The 18,327-nt window shown below is 64.1% G+C and carries 21 protein-coding genes; 14 read left to right on the top strand and 7 right to left on the bottom strand.

Annotation, left to right across the window (positions count from 1 at the left end; translation table 11 throughout):
- The first annotated feature begins 106 nt into the window (after positions 1 to 106).
- From HYG81_RS19895 to HYG81_RS19875, 5 genes are all read left to right on the top strand, one after another.
- The gene (locus tag HYG81_RS19895) at positions 107 to 1,417 is read left to right on the top strand and encodes an HAD hydrolase family protein (RefSeq protein WP_180841447.1); all 1,311 of its coding nucleotides are present in this window, start codon (positions 107 to 109) and stop codon (positions 1,415 to 1,417) included.
- 384 nt (positions 1,418 to 1,801) lie between these two features.
- Entirely contained in the window at positions 1,802 to 2,482 is a 681-nt protein-coding gene (locus HYG81_RS19890) for a helix-turn-helix domain-containing protein (protein WP_180841446.1), read from the top strand.
- Between the two features lie 135 nt (positions 2,483 to 2,617).
- Positions 2,618 to 3,535 carry a dihydrodipicolinate synthase family protein gene (locus HYG81_RS19885; protein ID WP_180841445.1) on the top strand — a complete coding sequence of 306 codons (918 nt, stop codon included), beginning with the start codon at positions 2,618 to 2,620 and terminating at the stop codon, positions 3,533 to 3,535.
- A 69-nt stretch (positions 3,536 to 3,604) separates the two neighbouring features.
- Positions 3,605 to 4,729: an acyl-CoA dehydrogenase family protein gene (locus tag HYG81_RS19880; RefSeq protein ID WP_180841444.1), complete on the top strand. Its 1,125-nt coding sequence runs from the start codon at positions 3,605 to 3,607 to the stop codon at positions 4,727 to 4,729.
- 67 nt (positions 4,730 to 4,796) lie between these two features.
- Positions 4,797 to 5,336 (top strand): HAD family hydrolase, encoded by a 540-nt coding sequence (locus HYG81_RS19875; RefSeq protein ID WP_180841443.1) that lies wholly within the window; start codon positions 4,797 to 4,799, stop codon positions 5,334 to 5,336.
- A gap of 32 nt (positions 5,337 to 5,368) precedes the next feature.
- Here HYG81_RS19875 and HYG81_RS19870 read toward each other — a convergent pair whose 3' ends face one another.
- Positions 5,369 to 5,602: a DUF5822 domain-containing protein gene (locus HYG81_RS19870; protein ID WP_180841442.1), complete on the bottom strand. Its 234-nt coding sequence runs from the start codon at positions 5,600 to 5,602 to the stop codon at positions 5,369 to 5,371.
- Positions 5,603 to 5,718: 116 nt separating this feature from the next.
- Here HYG81_RS19870 and panB point away from each other — a divergent pair, with 116 nt between their 5' ends.
- Positions 5,719 to 6,531 (top strand): 3-methyl-2-oxobutanoate hydroxymethyltransferase, encoded by an 813-nt coding sequence (panB, locus tag HYG81_RS19865; RefSeq protein WP_180841441.1) that lies wholly within the window; start codon positions 5,719 to 5,721, stop codon positions 6,529 to 6,531.
- Positions 6,532 to 6,570: 39 nt separating this feature from the next.
- Here panB and HYG81_RS19860 read toward each other — a convergent pair whose 3' ends face one another.
- On the bottom strand, positions 6,571 to 7,368 hold the full coding sequence (locus HYG81_RS19860; RefSeq protein ID WP_180841440.1) for an alpha/beta fold hydrolase: 798 nt from the start codon (positions 7,366 to 7,368) through the stop codon (positions 6,571 to 6,573).
- Between the two features lie 242 nt (positions 7,369 to 7,610).
- Here HYG81_RS19860 and HYG81_RS19855 point away from each other — a divergent pair, with 242 nt between their 5' ends.
- The gene (locus HYG81_RS19855) at positions 7,611 to 7,859 is read left to right on the top strand and encodes a DUF7127 family protein (protein WP_180841439.1); all 249 of its coding nucleotides are present in this window, start codon (positions 7,611 to 7,613) and stop codon (positions 7,857 to 7,859) included.
- Positions 7,856 to 10,117, top strand: a complete 2,262-nt coding sequence (locus HYG81_RS19850; protein ID WP_180841438.1) for a CDC48 family AAA ATPase — start codon at positions 7,856 to 7,858, stop codon at positions 10,115 to 10,117. The genes HYG81_RS19855 and HYG81_RS19850 overlap by 4 nt, the downstream gene beginning before the upstream one ends.
- A 200-nt stretch (positions 10,118 to 10,317) precedes the next feature.
- On the opposite strand, the gene HYG81_RS19845 is transcribed toward HYG81_RS19850, so the two are convergent.
- Positions 10,318 to 10,815, bottom strand: a complete 498-nt coding sequence (locus tag HYG81_RS19845) for a hypothetical protein (RefSeq protein ID WP_180841437.1) — start codon at positions 10,813 to 10,815, stop codon at positions 10,318 to 10,320.
- Between the two features lie 250 nt (positions 10,816 to 11,065).
- Here HYG81_RS19845 and HYG81_RS19840 point away from each other — a divergent pair, with 250 nt between their 5' ends.
- The 3 genes from HYG81_RS19840 to HYG81_RS19830 all read left to right on the top strand — a co-directional run bounded on the left by HYG81_RS19840 (position 11,066) and on the right by HYG81_RS19830 (position 12,251).
- The gene (locus tag HYG81_RS19840; RefSeq protein ID WP_180841436.1) at positions 11,066 to 11,452 is read left to right on the top strand and encodes a cupin domain-containing protein; all 387 of its coding nucleotides are present in this window, start codon (positions 11,066 to 11,068) and stop codon (positions 11,450 to 11,452) included.
- A gap of 2 nt (positions 11,453 to 11,454) precedes the next feature.
- The gene (locus tag HYG81_RS19835; protein ID WP_180843070.1) at positions 11,455 to 11,637 is read left to right on the top strand and encodes a hypothetical protein; all 183 of its coding nucleotides are present in this window, start codon (positions 11,455 to 11,457) and stop codon (positions 11,635 to 11,637) included.
- Positions 11,638 to 11,924: 287 nt separating this feature from the next.
- Positions 11,925 to 12,251, top strand: coding sequence for a HalOD1 output domain-containing protein (locus HYG81_RS19830; RefSeq protein ID WP_180841435.1), 327 nt, complete (start codon positions 11,925 to 11,927; stop codon positions 12,249 to 12,251).
- 64 nt (positions 12,252 to 12,315) lie between these two features.
- Here the strand turns inward: HYG81_RS19830 and HYG81_RS19825 are convergent, their stop codons facing one another.
- The 3 genes from HYG81_RS19825 to priS all read right to left on the bottom strand — a co-directional run bounded on the left by HYG81_RS19825 (position 12,316) and on the right by priS (position 15,026).
- Complete coding sequence (locus HYG81_RS19825; protein WP_180841434.1) at positions 12,316 to 12,789, bottom strand: peroxiredoxin; 474 nt, start codon at positions 12,787 to 12,789, stop codon at positions 12,316 to 12,318.
- Between the two features lie 105 nt (positions 12,790 to 12,894).
- On the bottom strand, positions 12,895 to 13,854 hold the full coding sequence (locus HYG81_RS19820) for a DNA replication complex subunit Gins51 (protein ID WP_180841433.1): 960 nt from the start codon (positions 13,852 to 13,854) through the stop codon (positions 12,895 to 12,897).
- On the bottom strand, positions 13,851 to 15,026 hold the full coding sequence (gene priS / locus HYG81_RS19815; RefSeq protein ID WP_180841432.1) for a DNA primase small subunit PriS: 1,176 nt from the start codon (positions 15,024 to 15,026) through the stop codon (positions 13,851 to 13,853). The genes HYG81_RS19820 and priS overlap by 4 nt, the downstream gene beginning before the upstream one ends.
- A 238-nt stretch (positions 15,027 to 15,264) precedes the next feature.
- Between priS and HYG81_RS19810 the strand changes: the two genes are divergently transcribed.
- On the top strand, positions 15,265 to 15,459 hold the full coding sequence (locus HYG81_RS19810) for a DUF7836 family putative zinc-binding protein (protein WP_180841431.1): 195 nt from the start codon (positions 15,265 to 15,267) through the stop codon (positions 15,457 to 15,459).
- 183 nt (positions 15,460 to 15,642) lie between these two features.
- Here the strand turns inward: HYG81_RS19810 and HYG81_RS19805 are convergent, their stop codons facing one another.
- Positions 15,643 to 16,119, bottom strand: a complete 477-nt coding sequence (locus HYG81_RS19805) for a GNAT family N-acetyltransferase (protein WP_180841430.1) — start codon at positions 16,117 to 16,119, stop codon at positions 15,643 to 15,645.
- A 178-nt stretch (positions 16,120 to 16,297) separates the two neighbouring features.
- Between HYG81_RS19805 and HYG81_RS19800 the strand changes: the two genes are divergently transcribed.
- Positions 16,298 to 16,729 (top strand): archease, encoded by a 432-nt coding sequence (locus HYG81_RS19800; RefSeq protein WP_180841429.1) that lies wholly within the window; start codon positions 16,298 to 16,300, stop codon positions 16,727 to 16,729.
- Positions 16,730 to 16,823: 94 nt separating this feature from the next.
- The gene (locus HYG81_RS19795; protein ID WP_180841428.1) at positions 16,824 to 18,290 is read left to right on the top strand and encodes an RtcB family protein; all 1,467 of its coding nucleotides are present in this window, start codon (positions 16,824 to 16,826) and stop codon (positions 18,288 to 18,290) included.
- Positions 18,291 to 18,327: the final 37 nt, after the last annotated feature.

Raw genomic sequence — 18,327 nt, 5'->3', positions numbered from 1 at the left:
ACACGTTCGAATTTCGGACCCGTCAGAGCGACCTGCTTGGACCGATCGAGTGGCGAACCGTCCGTGACCGGAAACGATTATCCGACTGCCCATGCCTGTAGCCCACATGGAACGGTACGATCTCGTTTATCGGCTCTACGACGAGCACGACACGAAGACGCTGCGGGAGTATCAGGAGTTCGTCGACGTCTTCCCCGCGGTCGACTCGCGGGTCGCGCTCGACCACTGGCAGGAGGCGACCGAGGAACTCGAGGATCGCAAGGACGAGATCCGGTCGGCGTTCGCGGCCGGCGAGACGTTCGCGGAGATCGCCGCCCGCGCGACCCGGGATCAGGCCTTCACCGCGCTCGATCTCGAGGCGAAGTACGGCCGGGCGGTGAACGTCCTCGTGCTCGACGTCGACGAAACGCTGCGTTCCGCGGGCGGGACGGACAACGAGATCCCCCGGGAGACCCTGCACCTCCTGACCGAGTTCCACGAGGCCGGCGTGCCGATCGTCATCTGTACGGGCCAGACCCTCGAGAACGTCAAGGGCTTCGCGATCCAGGGGCTGGGCAGCGAGATCGTCCACTCGGGGAACCTCTCGATCGTCTACGAGGCGGGGACCGGCGTGTTCACGCCGGGCCACGGCGCGGAGACGAAACAGTTGCTCTACGAAGATCTCGACGAGTCGATCCGGGCCGTCTTCGACGACGTCCGGTCGCGCGTCCTGCCCGAGGCACCCGAGGGACTCCGGCGGGGCTGTCACCTCCAGGGCAACGAGTTCAACGTCACGATGAAACCCAACTACGAAACGGGATCCGCGGACGCCCGCGAAATCATCGACGAGGCGCTGGTCTACCTCATCGACCTGCTCGCCCACGCCGTCGGACGGGTGCTCGAGGAAGCGGACGACGAGACGAGCGGCGAGAGTGAGCCGTCGGCAGCCGATGACCGCGGTGAGACGGTACTGAATGGGGAAACAATCATCGACTGGACCCGCGCCTTCTACGCCGCACAGGACCCCGAGATCAGGGCGGTCCTCGAGGGCGAAGGCGCGTACCCCGATCTCGCGGCCGACGACGTTCCCGGCGAGCTCGCGGCGACCCTCGAGCGAATCGACGTCGCCTACTACGAGGCCGACGCGGCCGAGATCGGCAGCCTCGAGTTGAACAAGGTGGTCGGCGTCGAACGCGCGCTGGACGTGCTCGGGGTCGACGACCCGTTCGCGCTCGTGATGGGCGACTCCAAGAGCGATCTGCGCGTGATGGAGTGGGTCGCCGATACCGATGCTGGGATCGCAGCCGCCCCGGAACACGCCTCCGAGGAGACCTTTCAGCACGTCCTCGAGACGGACGAACTCGTCTTCGATCGCGGGAAGAGCGTCGACGTGCTCCGGACGGTGTACGCACTCAATCGGCTGGCTCGTCTCGGGTGAGTGACGTCGCCTGATCCGAATTAGCATTCGACCGAATGTCGCTCGAGTGAAACCGTCGCCCGATCGAGGCCGTTGTCCGACCGAAACCGTCCGAGTTCAGATCCACTACAGTATTTTGACGTCCACGAGGGGTGACGTGCTCACTTAAACGGCCAGCGTGTAAAGGCCCGCTCATCATGCGTATTCGAGACCTCCGTTCTACCAGCACGATCCGGACGAGCGTAGTCGTCAGCGGCGCCCTCACAGTCGTTTCGGACGACACGTTCGCGACGACACAGAGCGGATCGGCTGGATACTTATGAAACGAATCGAGTTCCAGCCCCGACACGACAGCAGCGTCGGCCGCAGACCGGACTCGAGCAACCGTTACGAGGTGACCACCTAATGACGACGATCGCAGAACTATCGCTTTCGACGGACGAGTTCGCACTCGCAGAGACCTTCCAGCAACTACCGACCCTCGACGTCCGCGTCGAAAGCGTCGTCGCGGAGGGGCCGGCCCGGACCGTCCCGCTCGTCTGGTTTTCGAACGTCGACCACAACGAACTCGAGGCGACCCTCGAGGCGGATCCGACCGTGGCCGAGCACCGACAGCTGCTCGAGAACACCGAGGACGGCGAACTGTTCTACCGCCTCGAGTACGCGGCGGACGTCGAGTCGGTCTGTGACTGCGTCTACACGCACAGCGGGACGGTTCTCGACGCGCAGGTGACCGACGGCCAGTGGACGCTTCGGCTCCTCTTTCCCCACCGCGAGGAGCTGTCGGACGCCGTCTCGGCTATAGAAGACCGCGGTGTCCGGATCGACGTGAGACGCATGGTCGAGGCCGGACAGGACGAGGAACTCGAGACGACGGCGGCGCTGACCGAGCCCCAGCAGGAGGCGATCGCTGAGGCGTATCGACAGGGCTACTACGACGTCCCGCGCGAAATCTCGCTCGAGGAGCTCGCGAACGAACTCGATATCTCGCATCAGGCGCTCTCCGAGCGGCTCCGTCGGGCGAACCGCGTCCTCGCGGGCGAACAGTTGGACGATCCGTCGGGCGAGGTCGCGACGCCGGACTAGCGCTCGAGCGCGCCAGCGAGGAACGGACAACGAGCAACGACCGATCGATTCAGGACCGGCGACGTCCCGCCGACCGGACGAACGAGCCGAGCTGTCGGCAGGTGTTTTTTGGCCGTGCCCGGCGGAGGGGTGTGCATGTCGTTTCACGAGCCCGGAACTGCCGATCCGCTGTCGCTTCATGGCGTCGTGCCGCCGACCGTCACCGCGTTTCAGACTGACGAGTCCGTCGATTACGAGACGACGGCAGCCCACGCCCGCTTCGTCGTCGACCGCGGGGTCCACGGCGTCTTCCCGCTGGGAACCAACGGCGAGTTCCCCCTCCTCTCCGGTGCGGAGCGCGACCGGGTCGTCGAAGCGGTCGTCGACGAGGTCGGCGGCGAGGTCCCGGTCATCGCCGGCGTCGGCGCGCCGAGCACCTATCGGACCGTCGCCCACGCCGAACACGCCGAATCCGTCGGTGCGGACGGCATCGTCGTCGTCACGCCGTACTACTACCCGCTGGACCACGAGGGGGCCCTCGAGCACTACCGCCGCGTCGCCGAGGCCGTCGACCTGCCGGTCTACGTCTACCACATCCCGAGCAAGACCGGCAACGAACTGTCCCTCGAGACGTTGGCCGACCTCGCGACCATCGACAACCTCGCGGGCGTCAAAGACTCGAGCAAGGACGTGCCGTGGCTCGCGCAGGCGATCGACGCTCATCCCGATCTGACCTTCCTCGCGGGGTCGGACTCGCTGCTCTTCACCGGCCTCGAGATCGGCTGCTCGGGTCTCGTGAGCGCGGTCGCGAACGTCTTCCCGGAACTCGTCGTCGACTGCTACGAGGCCTACGACGCGGGCGACGAGGAGCGTGCGCGCGAACTACAAAGTACGGTCTTCGACGTACGGGACGCGTTCAAAGGCGGCGGCGCGTACATGTCCGGCGTCAAAACCGCGCTCCGAATGCGGGACTTCGACGCCGGCCCGCTGCGGAGTCCGCTTCGGCTGAAAGACGACGACTCCGCTCGAGAGATGCGCGAGGAGCTTCAGGCGCTGGAACTCGAGGGACTCTGAGTTTCGTCCGTTGCGCTCGCGCCCGGATTCCGACACTGGGACTTTTGCGACGGCCGTCCAATAGCCGCTATGGAACTCACTGCGGAACAGGAAGCGGTCCGCGAGGTCGTCCGGGAGTTCGCGCGCGAGGAGATCAGGCCGACCGCGCTCGAGGCCGACAGGAATCAGGAGTTTCCCGAAGCCGTCTGGGACGGGCTCGCCGACCTCGATCTGACGGGATTGACTGTTCCCGAGGAGTACGGCGGCTACGATGCCGACCCCGTCACGGCCGCTATCGTTAACGAGGAGGTCGCCTATGGGATGCTCTCGGTGGCGACCGCCCTCTCAGTCCATTCGCTCGCGACCTCCTGTCTCGCTGAGTTCGGGAGCGACGCCCAGCAAGAGCGGTGGCTACCCGAGATGGCCGAGGGTCGACCGGTGGGTGCCTTCGCGCTCTCGGAGCCACACGCGGGCTCGAATCCGGCGGAGATGTCGACGGAAGCGAGGCGCGAGGGCGACGAATACGTCATAAACGGCGAAAAGCAGTGGATCACGAACGGCGAGCGTGCGGGGGTCTACGTCCTCTTCGCGAAGACCGACCGCGACGATCCGTCGACAGTGACGCAGTTCCTCGTCCCGGGCGACGTCGACGGGCTGACCGTCGGCGAGAAGGAGGACAAACTCGGCTTGCGCGCGAGCGACACCACGAGCCTGACCTTCGACGACGTCCGGATTCCGGCCGAGAACCGGCTCACGGAGGAGGGAAAGGGGCTCTCGGCCGCGTTTCACATCCTCACCGGCGGCCGGATCGCCATCGCCGCCCAGTCCGTCGGCCTCGCGCAGTGTGCGCTCGACGAAGCGATGGCCTACAGTCAGGAGCGCGACCAGTTCGGCGGCCCCATTTCGGACATCCAGACGATCCGGCACAAACTCGCCGAGATGGCGACCCGGATTCGGGCCGCGCGGCTGCTGACGCGAGACGCTGCCCGGAAGCGAGCCGCGGGGAGCGCAGCGCTCGAGGCGAGCATGGCGAAGTACTTCGCGAGCGAGGCGGCGATGTTCGTGACGAACGAGGCGGTCCAGATCCACGGCGGCTACGGCTACGTCACCGAGGGCGAGGTCGAGCGGCTCTATCGTGACGCCAAAATCACCGAAATCTACGAGGGGACAACCGAGATTCAGAAGACGGTGATCGCTCGAGAGCTGCTCGAGTGAGGCCGGATCGAAAATCGCGGCGCAACACAGCGAACAGTATATTCGCCTCCCGCGCGTATCAGCGGCCGTGACCGAGTACGACGCCGTCGTCTACGATCTGGACGGAACCCTCGTCGATCTCGACGTCGACTGGAACGCCGTCGCCGTCGACGTCCGCGAGGTGTACGACAGCGCGAACGTCGAACCGCCGAGCGATGGTCTCTGGGAGCTGCTCGAGGCCGCGGCCGATGTGGGACTGGCCACCGAGGTCGAGGCAGCTATCGCGGCCCACGAACACGACGGGGCGCGGACCTCCGATCGCCTCGTCCACGCCGACGACCTGCTCGAGCGGTCGCTGCCGACGGGCGTCTGTTCGCTGAACTGCGAGCGGGCCTGCCGGATCGCGATCGAGGAACACAGGCTCACCGCGGCGGTCGACGCGGTCGTCGGCCGGGATACGGTCGGGACGTGGAAGCCGGACCCCGAACCGCTGCTCGCGACCGTCCGCGAACTCGAGGTCGAACCGGAGCGGGCGCTCTTTATCGGTGACTCCCTGCGGGACCAGCGGACTGCAGACCGTGCGGGTATCGATTTCGAGTACGTCGGCGACGGACCGTCCGGTGACTGAGACCGTTCTGTCCGTCCGAATGGTTGAGTCGGTTACGTCTGGTTTCGTCTGGCGTACGCGAAGACCACGACCGACGTGAGCAACCAGACGGGGGCACCAACCCGGATCGCGAACTCGACCCGAGCGGCCCACGTCGGGAGGGGCGTCGTCGTCGACAGCAGCGCGACGACCGGTGCGCCGACCACGATGGTGACGACGAAGGTCGTTTGCATCACCCAGCCGTAATCGACGCCATCGGGCGAGGTCGTTTCGACGTGTTCTGGCACGCGTGAGTATGGCAACCGGTCCCTCTTAAGCGCCGCGGGTGCGGCCCCAGCGGACGACTCGAGCGATATCGGTCCAAGAGCAACGACGTTTAATCGTGGGGGGCCAACCTATGGGTATGCCTACCGTGCGGGATCTCAGAGCGAAGGCTGGTGCAGAGCCGATCACGATGCTGACGGCCTACGACGCGCCGACGGCGGCGGTCGTCGACGAGGCTGGCGTCGACGTTATCCTCGTCGGAGACAGCCTCGGGAATACGAGTCTGGGCTACGAGACGACGCTCCCGGTGACTGTCGATGACATGGCCCGTCACACGGCCGCGGTTGCCCGCTCGACGGACGACGCTCTCGTCGTCGCCGACATGCCGTTCCTCTCGATCGGCGTCGACGAGGCGGCGAGCGTCGAGAACGCGGGCCGGATGCTCAAGGAGGCCGACGCTCACGCGGTCAAACTCGAGTGCGGTCCTCACACCGTCGATCTCACGGAGAAGCTAGTCCGGCTCGGGATCCCCGTGATGGCCCACCTCGGACTGACGCCCCAGCACGTCAATCAGTACGGCGGCTATCCGCGGCAGGGAACGGATCAGGACGGTGCCGAGCGCATCCTCGAGCTGGCCGAGGCCCACGAGGCGGCCGGGGCGTTCTCGCTCGTTTTGGAGCACGTGCCGTCGAACCTCGCGGCCGACGTGACGGCGGCGCTGGACATCCCGACGATCGGGATCGGTGCCGGTCCAGACTGCGACGGACAGGTGCTCGTCGTCGACGACGCGATCGGGCTCAGTGAGTGGTCGCCCTCCTTCTCGAAACAGTTTGGGAACGTCCGCGAGGAGATGGAATCCGCGGTCGGGGAGTACGTCTCGGCAGTCGAATCCGGCGAGTTCCCCGCCGACGAACACAGTCACGAGGAGAGCGATCTCGAGGACATCTACTGATCCGTCACCACCTGTCCGACAGCCGTCTCGAGTCGAGCCTCAGTACCAGTCTCGGTTTCGGTCGACATCGATCTCCGACAGGAATTCGTCGATGACCGCGTTGAACGCGACCGGCCGCTCGACCATCGCCAGATGTGCGGCGTCCTCGATCTCGGCGAGTCCGGCGTCGTCGATTTCGTCGGCGAGGTACTCGTGAAACCACGGCGGCGTCAACTGGTCGTACTCCCCGTAGACTGCGAGCGTGGGAGTATCGATCTCGTCGACGCGATCGCGGACGTCGAACTCGTGGCAGGTCAGAAAGTCCCGGCGCGTGACCGCCTGGCCGGTGTCGTACATCCGTTCCATCGATCGCTCGCGGAGACCCGAGTCGGGGTCGTGAAAGAGCCGATCCGGTCCGTGGAGGAACTCGACTGCGCGCTCGAAATCCGACCGGAGCCACGCCAGTAGATCCTCGAGCACGCCGAGCCGAGCGCCGGTTCCCGTCAGGACTGCCGCTGCGGGATCGAACTCGCGCTCGAGCAAGATCTGGAGGACGACGGCACCGCCGAGCGAGTTGCCGACGAGGACCGCCGCGTCGGTCGCCTCGACGACGGCCAGGACGTCGTCAGCGTAGGCCGATAGCGTCGAGTAGCCCGCGCTGGCATCGATATCGTCCGAGTCACCGTGGCCACTGAGATCGACCGTGACGACCGGAGCGTAGTCCGCGAGCGGTCGCTGGCCGTCCCAGACGTCGCGTGACCCACCGCTCCCGTGAATACAACAGATCGGCGGTCCGTCACCGCCCCGGTCGACGACATCGTATGCCGTCTCCCGACCGTGATGTGTTACCGATTCCATACGGAACGACACGACCGGAACCGGCATAAAGACTCGATTCGGTGGGAACCGGAGTACGCCAGCAACGAGGATATGATCGTTCCGGACCAATGAATACCACCGGACCGATCGAATAACCGCGGGGACTCTCACTATGGCCGTGAACTACGAACAATCGATTATCCAGTCGATACACTGCCTTCATGCGGTCTATCGGCGAAATATTTATATAGTAGTGGAGCTTACCTTGGGTTAGTTACAGCATGACTCTCGAACAATTCACCCCCGAAGAGGGGCAGGTGGCCCGTCGATACGAATACGACGACAGCACGGTGATGGCTGTCGACTTCGGCACCGAAGAGGCCGATGCGTCTGTCGACGTCGTCGACGACACGGTTATCGTCGTCCTCGCCGACGATCAGTACGAAATTGAACTCCCTGCAAATAGCGAGAACCCGCACACGTTTATCAAAAACGGCGTTCTCACTGTCGAACTGGAGGAGGAACTATGAAACTCACTGTCAAACCACTCAAACAAAAGGACGCCGGCCGCGGACTGGCCGCGATCGACCGCGTCTCCATGAACGAACTCGAGCTCGAGAACGGGGACTACATCGTCATCAAGGGCAAAGGCGACAGCCAGGCCGTCGCTCGCGTCTGGCCCGGCTACCCCGAAGACGAAGGACGGGGAATCGTCCGAATCGACGGCCGCCTGCGCCAGGAGGCCGACGTCGGGATCGACGACAACGTCGCCATCGAACCCGCTGACGTCAAACCCGCGCAATCGGTCACCGTCGCGCTGCCCCAGAACCTGCGGATCCGCGGCGACATCGGTCCGCTCGTCCGCGACAAACTGAGCGGGCAAGCCGTCACCGAGGGTCAGACGGTACCGTTCTCGCTCTCGTTCGGGCCCATGGCCAGCTCCGGCCAGTCGGTCCCGCTGAAGATCGCGAGCACCTCGCCGTCGGGCACCGTCGTCATCACGGACTCGACGAGCATCGAGATCTCCGAGACGCCCGCCGAACAGGTCCAGTCCGGCACCGGGACCTCCGCGGAGGGCGTTCCGAACGTCGCCTACGAGGACATCGGCGGCCTGGACGACGAACTCGACCAGGTCCGCGAGATGATCGAACTGCCGATGCGCCACCCCGAGCTGTTCCAGCAACTGGGGATCGAGCCGCCGAAGGGCGTCCTCCTGCACGGCCCGCCGGGCACGGGGAAGACCCTGATGGCCAAGGCCGTCGCCAACGAGATCGACGCCCACTTCGAGACGATCTCCGGCCCGGAGATCATGTCGAAGTACTATGGCGAGAGCGAAGAGAAGCTCCGCGAAGTCTTCGAGGACGCCGAGGAGAACGCGCCCTCGATCGTCTTCATCGACGAGCTCGACTCCATCGCGGCAAAGCGCGAGGAGGCCGGCGGAGACGTCGAACGACGCGTCGTCGCCCAGCTCCTCTCGCTGATGGACGGCCTCGAGGAACGGGGCCGCGTCACGGTCATCGCCGCGACCAACCGCGTCGACGCGATCGATCCCGCGCTCCGGCGCGGCGGTCGCTTCGACCGCGAGATCGAGATCGGCGTCCCCGACAAGGAGGGCCGCAAGGAGATCCTGCAGGTCCACACCCGAGGGATGCCCCTGGACGAGGAGATCGACCTCGATCAGTACGCCGAGAACACCCACGGCTTCGTCGGTGCCGACCTCGAGTCGCTGGCCCGCGAGAGCGCGATGAACGCGCTCCGTCGCATCCGCCCCGAACTCGACCTCGAGTCCGAGGAGATCGACGCCGACATCCTCGAGTCGCTCGAAGTGACCGAGCGAGACCTCAAGGACGCGCTCAAGGGTATCCAGCCCTCCGCGATGCGCGAGGTCTTCGTCGAAGTCCCCGACGTCACCTGGAACGACGTCGGCGGACTGGGCGATACGAAAGAGCAGCTCCGCGAGACGATCCAGTGGCCGCTCGACTACCCCGAGGTGTTCGAGCAGATGGACATGCAGGCCGCCAAGGGCGTCCTCATGTACGGCCCGCCGGGCACGGGGAAGACCCTGCTCGCCAAGGCCGTCGCCAACGAGGCCCAGTCGAACTTCATCTCGATCAAGGGCCCCGAACTGCTGAACAAGTACGTCGGGGAGTCCGAGAAGGGCGTCCGCGAGGTCTTCGAGAAGGCGCGGTCGAACGCACCGACCGTGATCTTCTTCGACGAGATCGACTCGATCGCGGGCGAACGCGGCCAGCGCCAGGGTGACTCCGGCGTCGGCGAACGCGTCGTCTCCCAGCTCCTGACGGAGCTCGACGGCCTCGAGGAGCTCGAGGACGTCGTCGTGATCGCCACGACCAATCGGCCGGACCTGATCGACAGCGCGCTGCTCCGTCCGGGACGCCTGGACCGTCACGTCCACGTTCCCGTCCCCGACGAGGACGCTCGCAAGGCGATCTTCAACGTCCACACCCGCGACAAGCCGCTGGCCGAATCGGTCGACCTCGAGTGGCTCGCCAGTCGGACGGAGGGCTACGTCGGTGCCGACATCGAAGCGGTCTGCCGCGAGGCCTCGATGGCCGCCAGCCGCGAGTTCATCAACTCGGTCGACCCCGAGGAGATGGCCGACACGATCGGCAACGTCCGCATCGGCCGCGAGCACTTCGAGCACGCGCTCGAGGAGGTCAACCCGAGCGTCGCCCCCGAAACCCGGGAGCAGTACGAGGAGCTCGAAGAGGAGTTCCAGCAGGCCGAACCCGGACAGGACGAACAGCTCGGCCGCACCTTCCAGTAAGGTCGACGGCTGCGGCCAGCCGTCGTCCGGTTCGCGAATAGCAGTTCTTCTTTGCAATTAGTTCCAGCCGGTGCACCGTGTTCCGTCTCGATGAGAACTGAACGCAGAACTTGGGTCGGGCGATTCAGTGAACTCGTTCTGAAAGCGACTGTGAGAAATATCGAACTCGCTCTCTAACGCCGGGCAATATAGAGCGTCTATCAGTCGTTCGGATCGAAATTCCATAGTCCGCCAACCGAGTGGATTGTGAGGTATGTGCCATCAGACGAAGCGGTAACCTCGGAGTGAACTTGTACTCGATTAAAATTCTCCCGTGTCGTCGCAACGTTAAAACTACCGAGCGACGCGTCGTCTTCGGCCCACTCCGGACTGGTCGTTCCGATCACATAGCGCACAGAATTGAACTGTTCGGTAAGCGTGTCGTGAAGAGAATCCGAGACGGTCGGCATTCGGGGTATCGGAAAGTGGTCTGCCCACTCCTCGTTGAGGTGGACGAGATCCGGGGGTGTTGCGTTTTCATAACTGGCATCGACGTTGATGATCGGGATCTCTGTAGTCTGGCCCGGTTCCTCTATGAGGCCGTCGATTACTTTGAATTGTACGTACCCTTTGACTCGCTGGGGAGAGCTCAGACATCCAGCAAGGGCGAGCAGTACGCCAGTTCCAACCGTGCTAAGGAACGCTCGTCTGGAGGGCATACGAGTGCCCGTTTCAAGTCGGAGTGTATGTATTTTATGGGAAAATGACTGTACTGTACAGGGAAATTGACCACCTGACTCTCAGCAGTGGGACAAAGCTACCATCATTCTGCGTCTAAACAGGGCCGAGACGTGCAGTTGGTGACTATCGGTCATCGTCTGCACGGCGGTCAGTGACTGGCCGATTACCGCTAGGTGCCTACATATCCCGCTGACTCGTAGCTCTCCCCGCGGAACTCGAGGGACAACAATGCATCAATCCAAAGAAGAGCTGACGGTCGTCATGGAAACGCCGGACGCGGTGGTACAACACCAGACCGGGTTCGGTGCGGCAACCGAGTACGATAATTTGGCCGCGGAACATTTCCAACTTAGCGCGGGAACCGATCTCACGCCCCTGTTGGAGGGGCTTCACGAAGACACGTGCCAGTGTCCACACTGGGGGTACGTAATAGACGGAGCGATTTCCGTCCGGTATTCCGACGAGTCAGAGGAAGTAAACAGAGCCGGTGATCTCGTCTACTGGCCGCCGGGCCACACGCTCTGGGTAGACGAGGACACGGAGTTCATCCTGTTTAGCCCACACGAGGATCACACGGCAGTCTTCGAGCATATGGCAACCAAGATGGGAGAATAACGATGGCGATAACGCAACGCCGAGAGACGGCAGCGATACCGTGTCCGTACTGCGAGCAGGAAACGGCCGTTTCGGTTCCTGACGGGGATGTAGAACTCGAGGTCAGGCGTTCCGTCGCACTCTACGGCGATCATACGACTGTCGAATGTCCGGCCGATCACCGGTTCTGGGTGTACTTCTGCTGACGGTCGGCGCTCAAAAGTACCCCCTCCTGTAACCAGCATGCGGCCGCTGGTAGACAGTACGGAGCGCAACGCGGGAAGTCGTCGGCCGAGCGCGTCTCCGCTGACCGACAGCGGCGACGATCAGTGCCGCGATAGCGTCTCGAGCGGGGTATGTCGATTGAACTCTCCTATTCAAGGCGAACTTTCGTAGTGGCAGATTCGGTACCACGGGTAATGGAAGGACCACTCCAAGACAATGATCCGGAGACTGATACCCGACGAACAGATGACGAGTGGGAACGTGGATAATGTCCGATCCGAATCGGGATCCCGCGGATGGGGACCGGCCGGTCCTCGCTGAACGCGCACACGATGAGGGAATGCCGGCCAGTATCGCCACCGTCTACGCGATCTCGGCCGCGCTCGATACCGATCCGGTCGACTGTACGACCGAACTGGGATTCACGCTGTACGATTACATCGACCCGGACGCCCTCGATGCGCTCGTTACGCAGACTGAACACGACAGCAGTGTCACCGTCGAACTCTCTCTCGACGAGTACCTGCTTCGGATCACGGATGACGGCCGCGTCCGCGTTCTCGGTCCGAGCGAGTCCGTAGATTCGGACCACTAACCGTGGAACCACTACCTGGAGGCGTTGGACCGCTCTCTACGGCCGACTCATAAGCGGTTTCCGCTCAGTGCGCGGCGTCGACTGGCTCGAGGTCCGCCAGAACCTCGTCGGCGTGGCCGTCGGGGGAGACGCCTTCGTAGACCGCCTCGATCCGCCCGTCCGGACCCACGAGGTAGGTGTTTCGGAAGACGCCATCGAAGGTGTTGCCGAACATCTGTTTCTCGCCGTAGGAGTCGTAGAGCGTCGCGACTTCGCCGAATTCGTCGGAGAGGAGATCGAACTCGAGGTCGTAGTCGGCCGCGAAGTCGGCGAGGTCGTCGACGGGGTCGTCGCTGATCCCGACGACCGCGGCGTCGCGGTCCGCGAACTGCGAGAGCGCATCGTTGAACTCGCAGGCTTCGGTGGTACAACCCTCCGTGTTGGCACGGGGATAGAAGTAGACGACGAGCCGTTTCCCCTCGAAATCGGCGCGTCTGACCGTCTCGCCGCGGTGGTTTAGCAGTTCGAACTCCGGTGCTTCGTCGCCGACATCGAGCATGCACGGGAGTTAGCGACGGCTACTGTATACGTTACGGTTTCACACGGCGAGACACTCCGACGCCGTGACTTCCAGCAGAAATCGAGGCGCTCACTCGAGACGCGTTTACTCGAGGCGTTCGGCCGCCTCCCGTTCGACGAGCGGGGCGGCGTTTTGCTCCGGGAGCGTGACGACGTCGTCGCTGGCCAGCGTGTACTCGCGGTCGTCGACGCCGAGAATAGCGCCGATATCGCTGGTAATTCTGACGGTCGCCCGGTCGATATCGTCGGCCTGCTCGCCGTCGTGTTGATCAGCGCCGGAAGCCGCTGATACCGAGTCAGAACCAGTGGCAGGGTCGGAGCCGGGAACAGCGTTCGAGTCATCCCGATCGTCAACATTCGAGTGATCCGTCGACTGCACGGATCCGGCGTCCGTCGACTTCGGTGCGGGCCCCCCATCGTCCCCGCCTGCGCCACCAATCGACGGGCCGTCACCGCCCATGACGTCCGCGGGGGAGACGCCGCTCGAGGCGTCCGCTTGCGGATCCTCGCCGGCGACGGAATCGGTGTCCACCGGCCGTTCATCGGGCGCTGCCGGTGGAGAGTCGTCCGCGGGAGATCGACCGGATGAGGGTCCTCCGGGTTGCGAGTCGGCATCGGACTCAGGAGCGTCCGCTCCCGAATCGGGTGTTGCGGTCTCGAGGCCCTCGAGGACATCCAAGACGCGCGTCTTGTTCGATCCGATGCGTTCGACGAGATCGTCGAACAGGTCAGCCTCCTCCGCGGTCAGTCCCTCGTCGTCGGCCGGCATCCCGGCCGCGGCGAGGCTGGCCTGCTTGACGAGTTTGCCCATCCGCCGCTCGTAGATCGCTTCGACGACATCCTTGGCGGTCTCGATCTCGTCGGTCAGCCGACCGACCTCGGGCGCGGAAAAAGGGTCGTCGGCCCGCTCGGCGGCGCGGTCGCGTTCGGCCTCGAGGTCGGCGATGTAGTCGCCGACCTCCTGGTAGAACGAGGGGCGCAGATTCTGGAGGCTGTCCTTCTGGCGCTCCTTGCTCTGGACCGAACGCAACTCGTCTAGATTCATTCTTTCTCCTTCTCGGCGCGGCCGCGTGCCATCAGGAACACGGCAACGTACTCGGGTAGTGACTGGTCTCCCTCCGAGACCGTAAAGCTATCCCCACCGAGTTCGATCTCGCCGCCGTCGGTAACGTCGACGGTGATCTCGTGGCCCGTGAACGTCTCGGGGACGGCGTCGACCAGCGGATCGAACTGGGCGATCTCGTCGCGCTCGAGACGGACCGTTTTCAGCCCGCTCCCGCCGTGGAGGCTCCCCGGCAGTCGGATGAGCCGATTCGTGTCGGTCGTGACGGGTTCGTCGATCGGTGCGTTGTCGCGTTCGACCGCTCGGGCGGCGAAGCGCTCGGCTAACTGCGAGATCGCAGTGTGGACAGTCACGTTACCCGCTTCGAGCTGCTCCCGATTATTGCGAGCCGCGTTCAGCGTCGCTTTGGCTTTCCCCTCGCCGATACCGTCGAACTCCTGGAGCCGCTCGAGGGCGTCGTCGTCCTCTAGCGCCAGTAGCTCGTCGACGAAGGCCATGAAATGGTCGTGCGTCCGAGCGCCCCAGCCGCCCTCGATCTGCAGGGTGCGACGTTCCGTGGGTGTCTTCCGCCCTAATCCGGCGACGGTCTCGGTCTCGATCAGTTCCTCGTACTCGAGGCCGATGCCGCGAACGTAGTCGACGATCTCGCGGCGGTGTTCCCGCTCCAGGTGCAGCACGTTTTCGTCGCGAACGTGGACGTGATAGCCGCGACCGCCCGAAAAGACGATCTCGAGGTCCTCGAAGGCGAAGTCGTCCTCGAGGAACTCGAGCAGCCGAAACAGGGCGTCCTTACACTTCGCGAGCATCTCGGCGTACGTGTCCTCGCCGAGCGTGACGGTCGGCAGGTGGTCGGCGTCGAGGTCGAAGACGAGATCCGCGGACTGCCAGTCCTTCTCGCGCATCGAACTCGCGCCGGGGTCGCGAAAGCGCCCCGCGGAGAAATACACGTGTCGTGGGCGTTTTCGGACGAGAAACTCCGAGAGATCGCCCAGCTCGAGGAGCGAACGGTGGCGGACCATCGTCGTGTCAGGGCCGTCTGTCCAGGGGATGAACCCCCACTCGCGTTCGTTGGCCGCGGGCGGCGGCGTGATCTCTGTCCGCCGGTAGTGATCTCGAAATCGCCCCCGAAGATAGGCCCTCGTTCGCTCCTCCATGCGCTTCGAGTAGTCGTGGGTGGGGGGCTATAACCCTGCCGAAAGAAACGAATTCGGTGGTCGGCCGTTCGAGGTCCGGGGGTGGAAGCCGGCGTCGCTCGTCACAATCAGGCGTTGCGCGTTCTCGAGCCCGTTTCGGGACGTCGGATCCGTGACGTCGGCCGTCGAGGGCGAGGGTTTCGGTATCGACGTCGACCGGCGTCGGCGTTATTACGGATCAGCGCGAACGGTCAACCGTATGCGAGAGGCGTGGATACCGCTCGAGTGTCCGTCCTGTAGCGAACAGTGGGAGCGCAATCCGGCCGACCTGCCGGCTCCCGCAAACGAGTTCACCTGCGAGCACTGCGGAGACGAGCGGCCAATCGCGGAGTTCATCAGAACTCCCGAAGGGCTCGAAATCCACGAGGAGTTCCACAGTCGAGACCGTCGGTAGTCGATGTCGATACGCGGTCGCTCCGCTTGCTGCATCGATCGAGGGAGTCGGTTTAGATGGGTGAAGACGGTGACGTCGTAACGCGTTCGTTTGTCGGCGGTATCGATGGCGGAGCCGTCCCAGTGGCTCAGTCGCGCTCGGCAGAGGCGGCGCTAACAGCCACGGCTGTCGTCACAGGAGAAGTCAGCGTCGAATCAGGTCGGAAATTCGGTCGGCGATACCGACGTCCGAGCCGAGTTTCAGGTAGTAGGCGTCGCCGCCGTCCTCGTAGTAATTGTCGATCCGCCGCTTGATCTCGAAGCCGAGGTATTCGTAGAACTGCAGGGCGTTCTCGTTGCTCGTCCGGGCGTGACACGTGATCGTGTCGTGGTCCTCCGCCACGTGGGCGACGAGTCGTTTCCCGATCCCCTGACCGCGGTACTCGGGGTCCACGGCCAGAAAGAGAATGTAGCCGTCGCGTCGAACCGCGGCGAATCCGATGAGGTTTCCGTCTTGGACGTAACAGTGTACCTTCGACCGGCGATACGCGTCAGTGAAGAAGTCGTACCGCTGTTTGAGCACATCCTCCTGACGGTTGATCTCCTCCTTTAGCTGCCAGGCTTCGTCGACGTAATCGTCGCTCCCCGGGGCGACGACGCGACTGTCGATGTTGACGCTCACTATCACAGCCTACCATCGTCGTCAATATAATTCCACCGGCAGCCAACGCTTCGGAACGTCAGACACCTGTGACATGTGCGGCGACGACAGCAGCGTGACCGGGATCCGTGAGCGAAACATCGTGGGACGCGACCGAAACGACGGACATAGGAGGCCGGTCGAACAATCGATAGTCGAGATGGGGTTCGAACTCCGCGATCATACGGCCGACGTCGCGGTGGCGGCGACCGGCGACTCGCTCGAGGCGGCAGTCGGAGCCGTCGCCGACGGTCTCGCGGCCGCGTCGTGCGACGAGATTCCGACCGGCGTCGGCGATCGCTTTTCCGTGACGGTCACCGCCGAGAACCGCGAGGCGCTGTTGTTCGACTACCTCGACGAACTGATCTACCTGCGAGACACCCGATCGGAACTTCCCATCGACAATCGCGTCGAATCGATCGACCCATCCGTCGGCGACGACGGACAGGCCGCGTGGCAACTCGAGGCCAGCGCCCGCGGCATCCCGCTCGCCGCGGTCGACGCCCGCGAAGTGAAGGCCGTGACGTATTCGGAGATGCGCCTCGAGCGAACCGACGACGGCTGGGAGGCGTACGTCGTCTTTGACGTCTGACCGGTCGGTGGATCCGGCGACGCGAGAATCGACTGCCGGGAGGATTCGCGACGCGAGACGAACATCTTTCATCACTGCGGTCCGAGTTTCGCGTATGACCACTTTCGACGCTAACGGTATCACGCTCGAGCGGGTGCGCGAGTACGTCTGGGAGATTCCCCAGGAGGGCGATATGCGCGTCCCAGCGCGGGTACTGGCGAGCGAGGCACTGCTCGAGGAGATCAAGGAAGACAAGTCGCTCGAGCAGATCAAAAACACGACGCATCTGCCGGGAATTACCAACCACGCGATCTGTATGCCCGACACCCATCAGGGGTACGGATTCCCGGTCGGTGGGGTGGGCGCACTCGACGCCGAGAACGGCTGTATTTCGCCGGGAGCGGTCGGCTACGACATCAATTGCGGCGTCCGAATGATGCGGACGAACCTGACCTACGACGAGGTGCAGGGCCACGAGGAGGAGCTCGTCGACTCGCTGTTTGCCAATATTCCGTCGGGGCTCGGCGGCGGCGGGATCGTGGAGGCTGGCGTCGATGCGATCGACGAAATCCTCGCCCGCGGCGTCGACTGGGCGCTCGAGAACGGCCACGCCGTCGAGGACGACTTGCTGCACTGCGAGGACGAGGGAATGCGCGAGGGCGCGGACCCCGAAAAGGTGAGCCAGAAGGCCAAGGACCGCGGGAAGAACCAGATCGGTTCGCTGGGCTCGGGGAATCACTTCCTCGAGGTCCAGCGCGTCACCGACGTCTTCGATTCAGGCGTGGGCGAGGCCTACGGGCTCGAGGAAGACCAGATCGTCGTGTTGATCCACTGTGGCTCCCGGGGACTTGGCCATCAGACCTGCAACGATTACCTCCGAAAGATCGAGCAACAACACAAGGGACTGCTGGACCAGTTGCCCGACAAGGAACTCGCGGCCGCGCCCGCGGGATCACAACTCGCCGAGGACTACTACGGCGCGATGAACGCGGCGATCAACTTCGCGTGGGTCAACCGACAGCTGATCATGCACCGCACGCGGCAGGTCTTCGAGCGGGTGTTCGATCGATCCTGGGAGTCGATGGAGATGGAGTTACTCTACGACGTGGCCCACAATATCGCGAAAAAAGAGACCCACGTCGTGAACGACGACGGCGACGAACGCGAGCTCTACGTCCACCGCAAGGGTGCCACGCGAGCGTTCCCTGCGGGCCACCCCGAGGTCCCCAAGACATACCGCGACGTCGGCCAACCGGTGATCATCCCCGGCAGCATGGGTGCGGGCAGCTACGTCCTCCGCGGCGGCGAGAACTCGATGGAGCTGACCTTCGGCTCCACTGCTCACGGTGCGGGCCGACTGATGAGCCGCACCCAGGCCAAAAACGAGTTCTGGGGCGGCGACGTCCAGCAGGACCTCGAGGACCAGCAGGCGATCTACGTCAAGGCCCAGTCCGGCGCCACGATCGCCGAGGAAGCGCCGGGCGTCTACAAGGACGTCGACGAGGTCGTCCGCGTCTCGGACGAACTCGGTATCGGCGACAAGGTGGCACGGACGTTCCCCGTCTGTAACATCAAGGGGTAACGGATCTCGATTCGCACGGCCTTGGTAAAGACGGAGT

Origin of the sequence: Natrinema zhouii, from assembly GCF_013456555.2 — an archaeon.
Classification (GTDB): domain Archaea; phylum Halobacteriota; class Halobacteria; order Halobacteriales; family Natrialbaceae; genus Natrinema; species Natrinema zhouii.
Note: the sequence above shows the minus strand (reverse complement) of the source record. Positions and strands in the feature narration are given on the sequence as shown.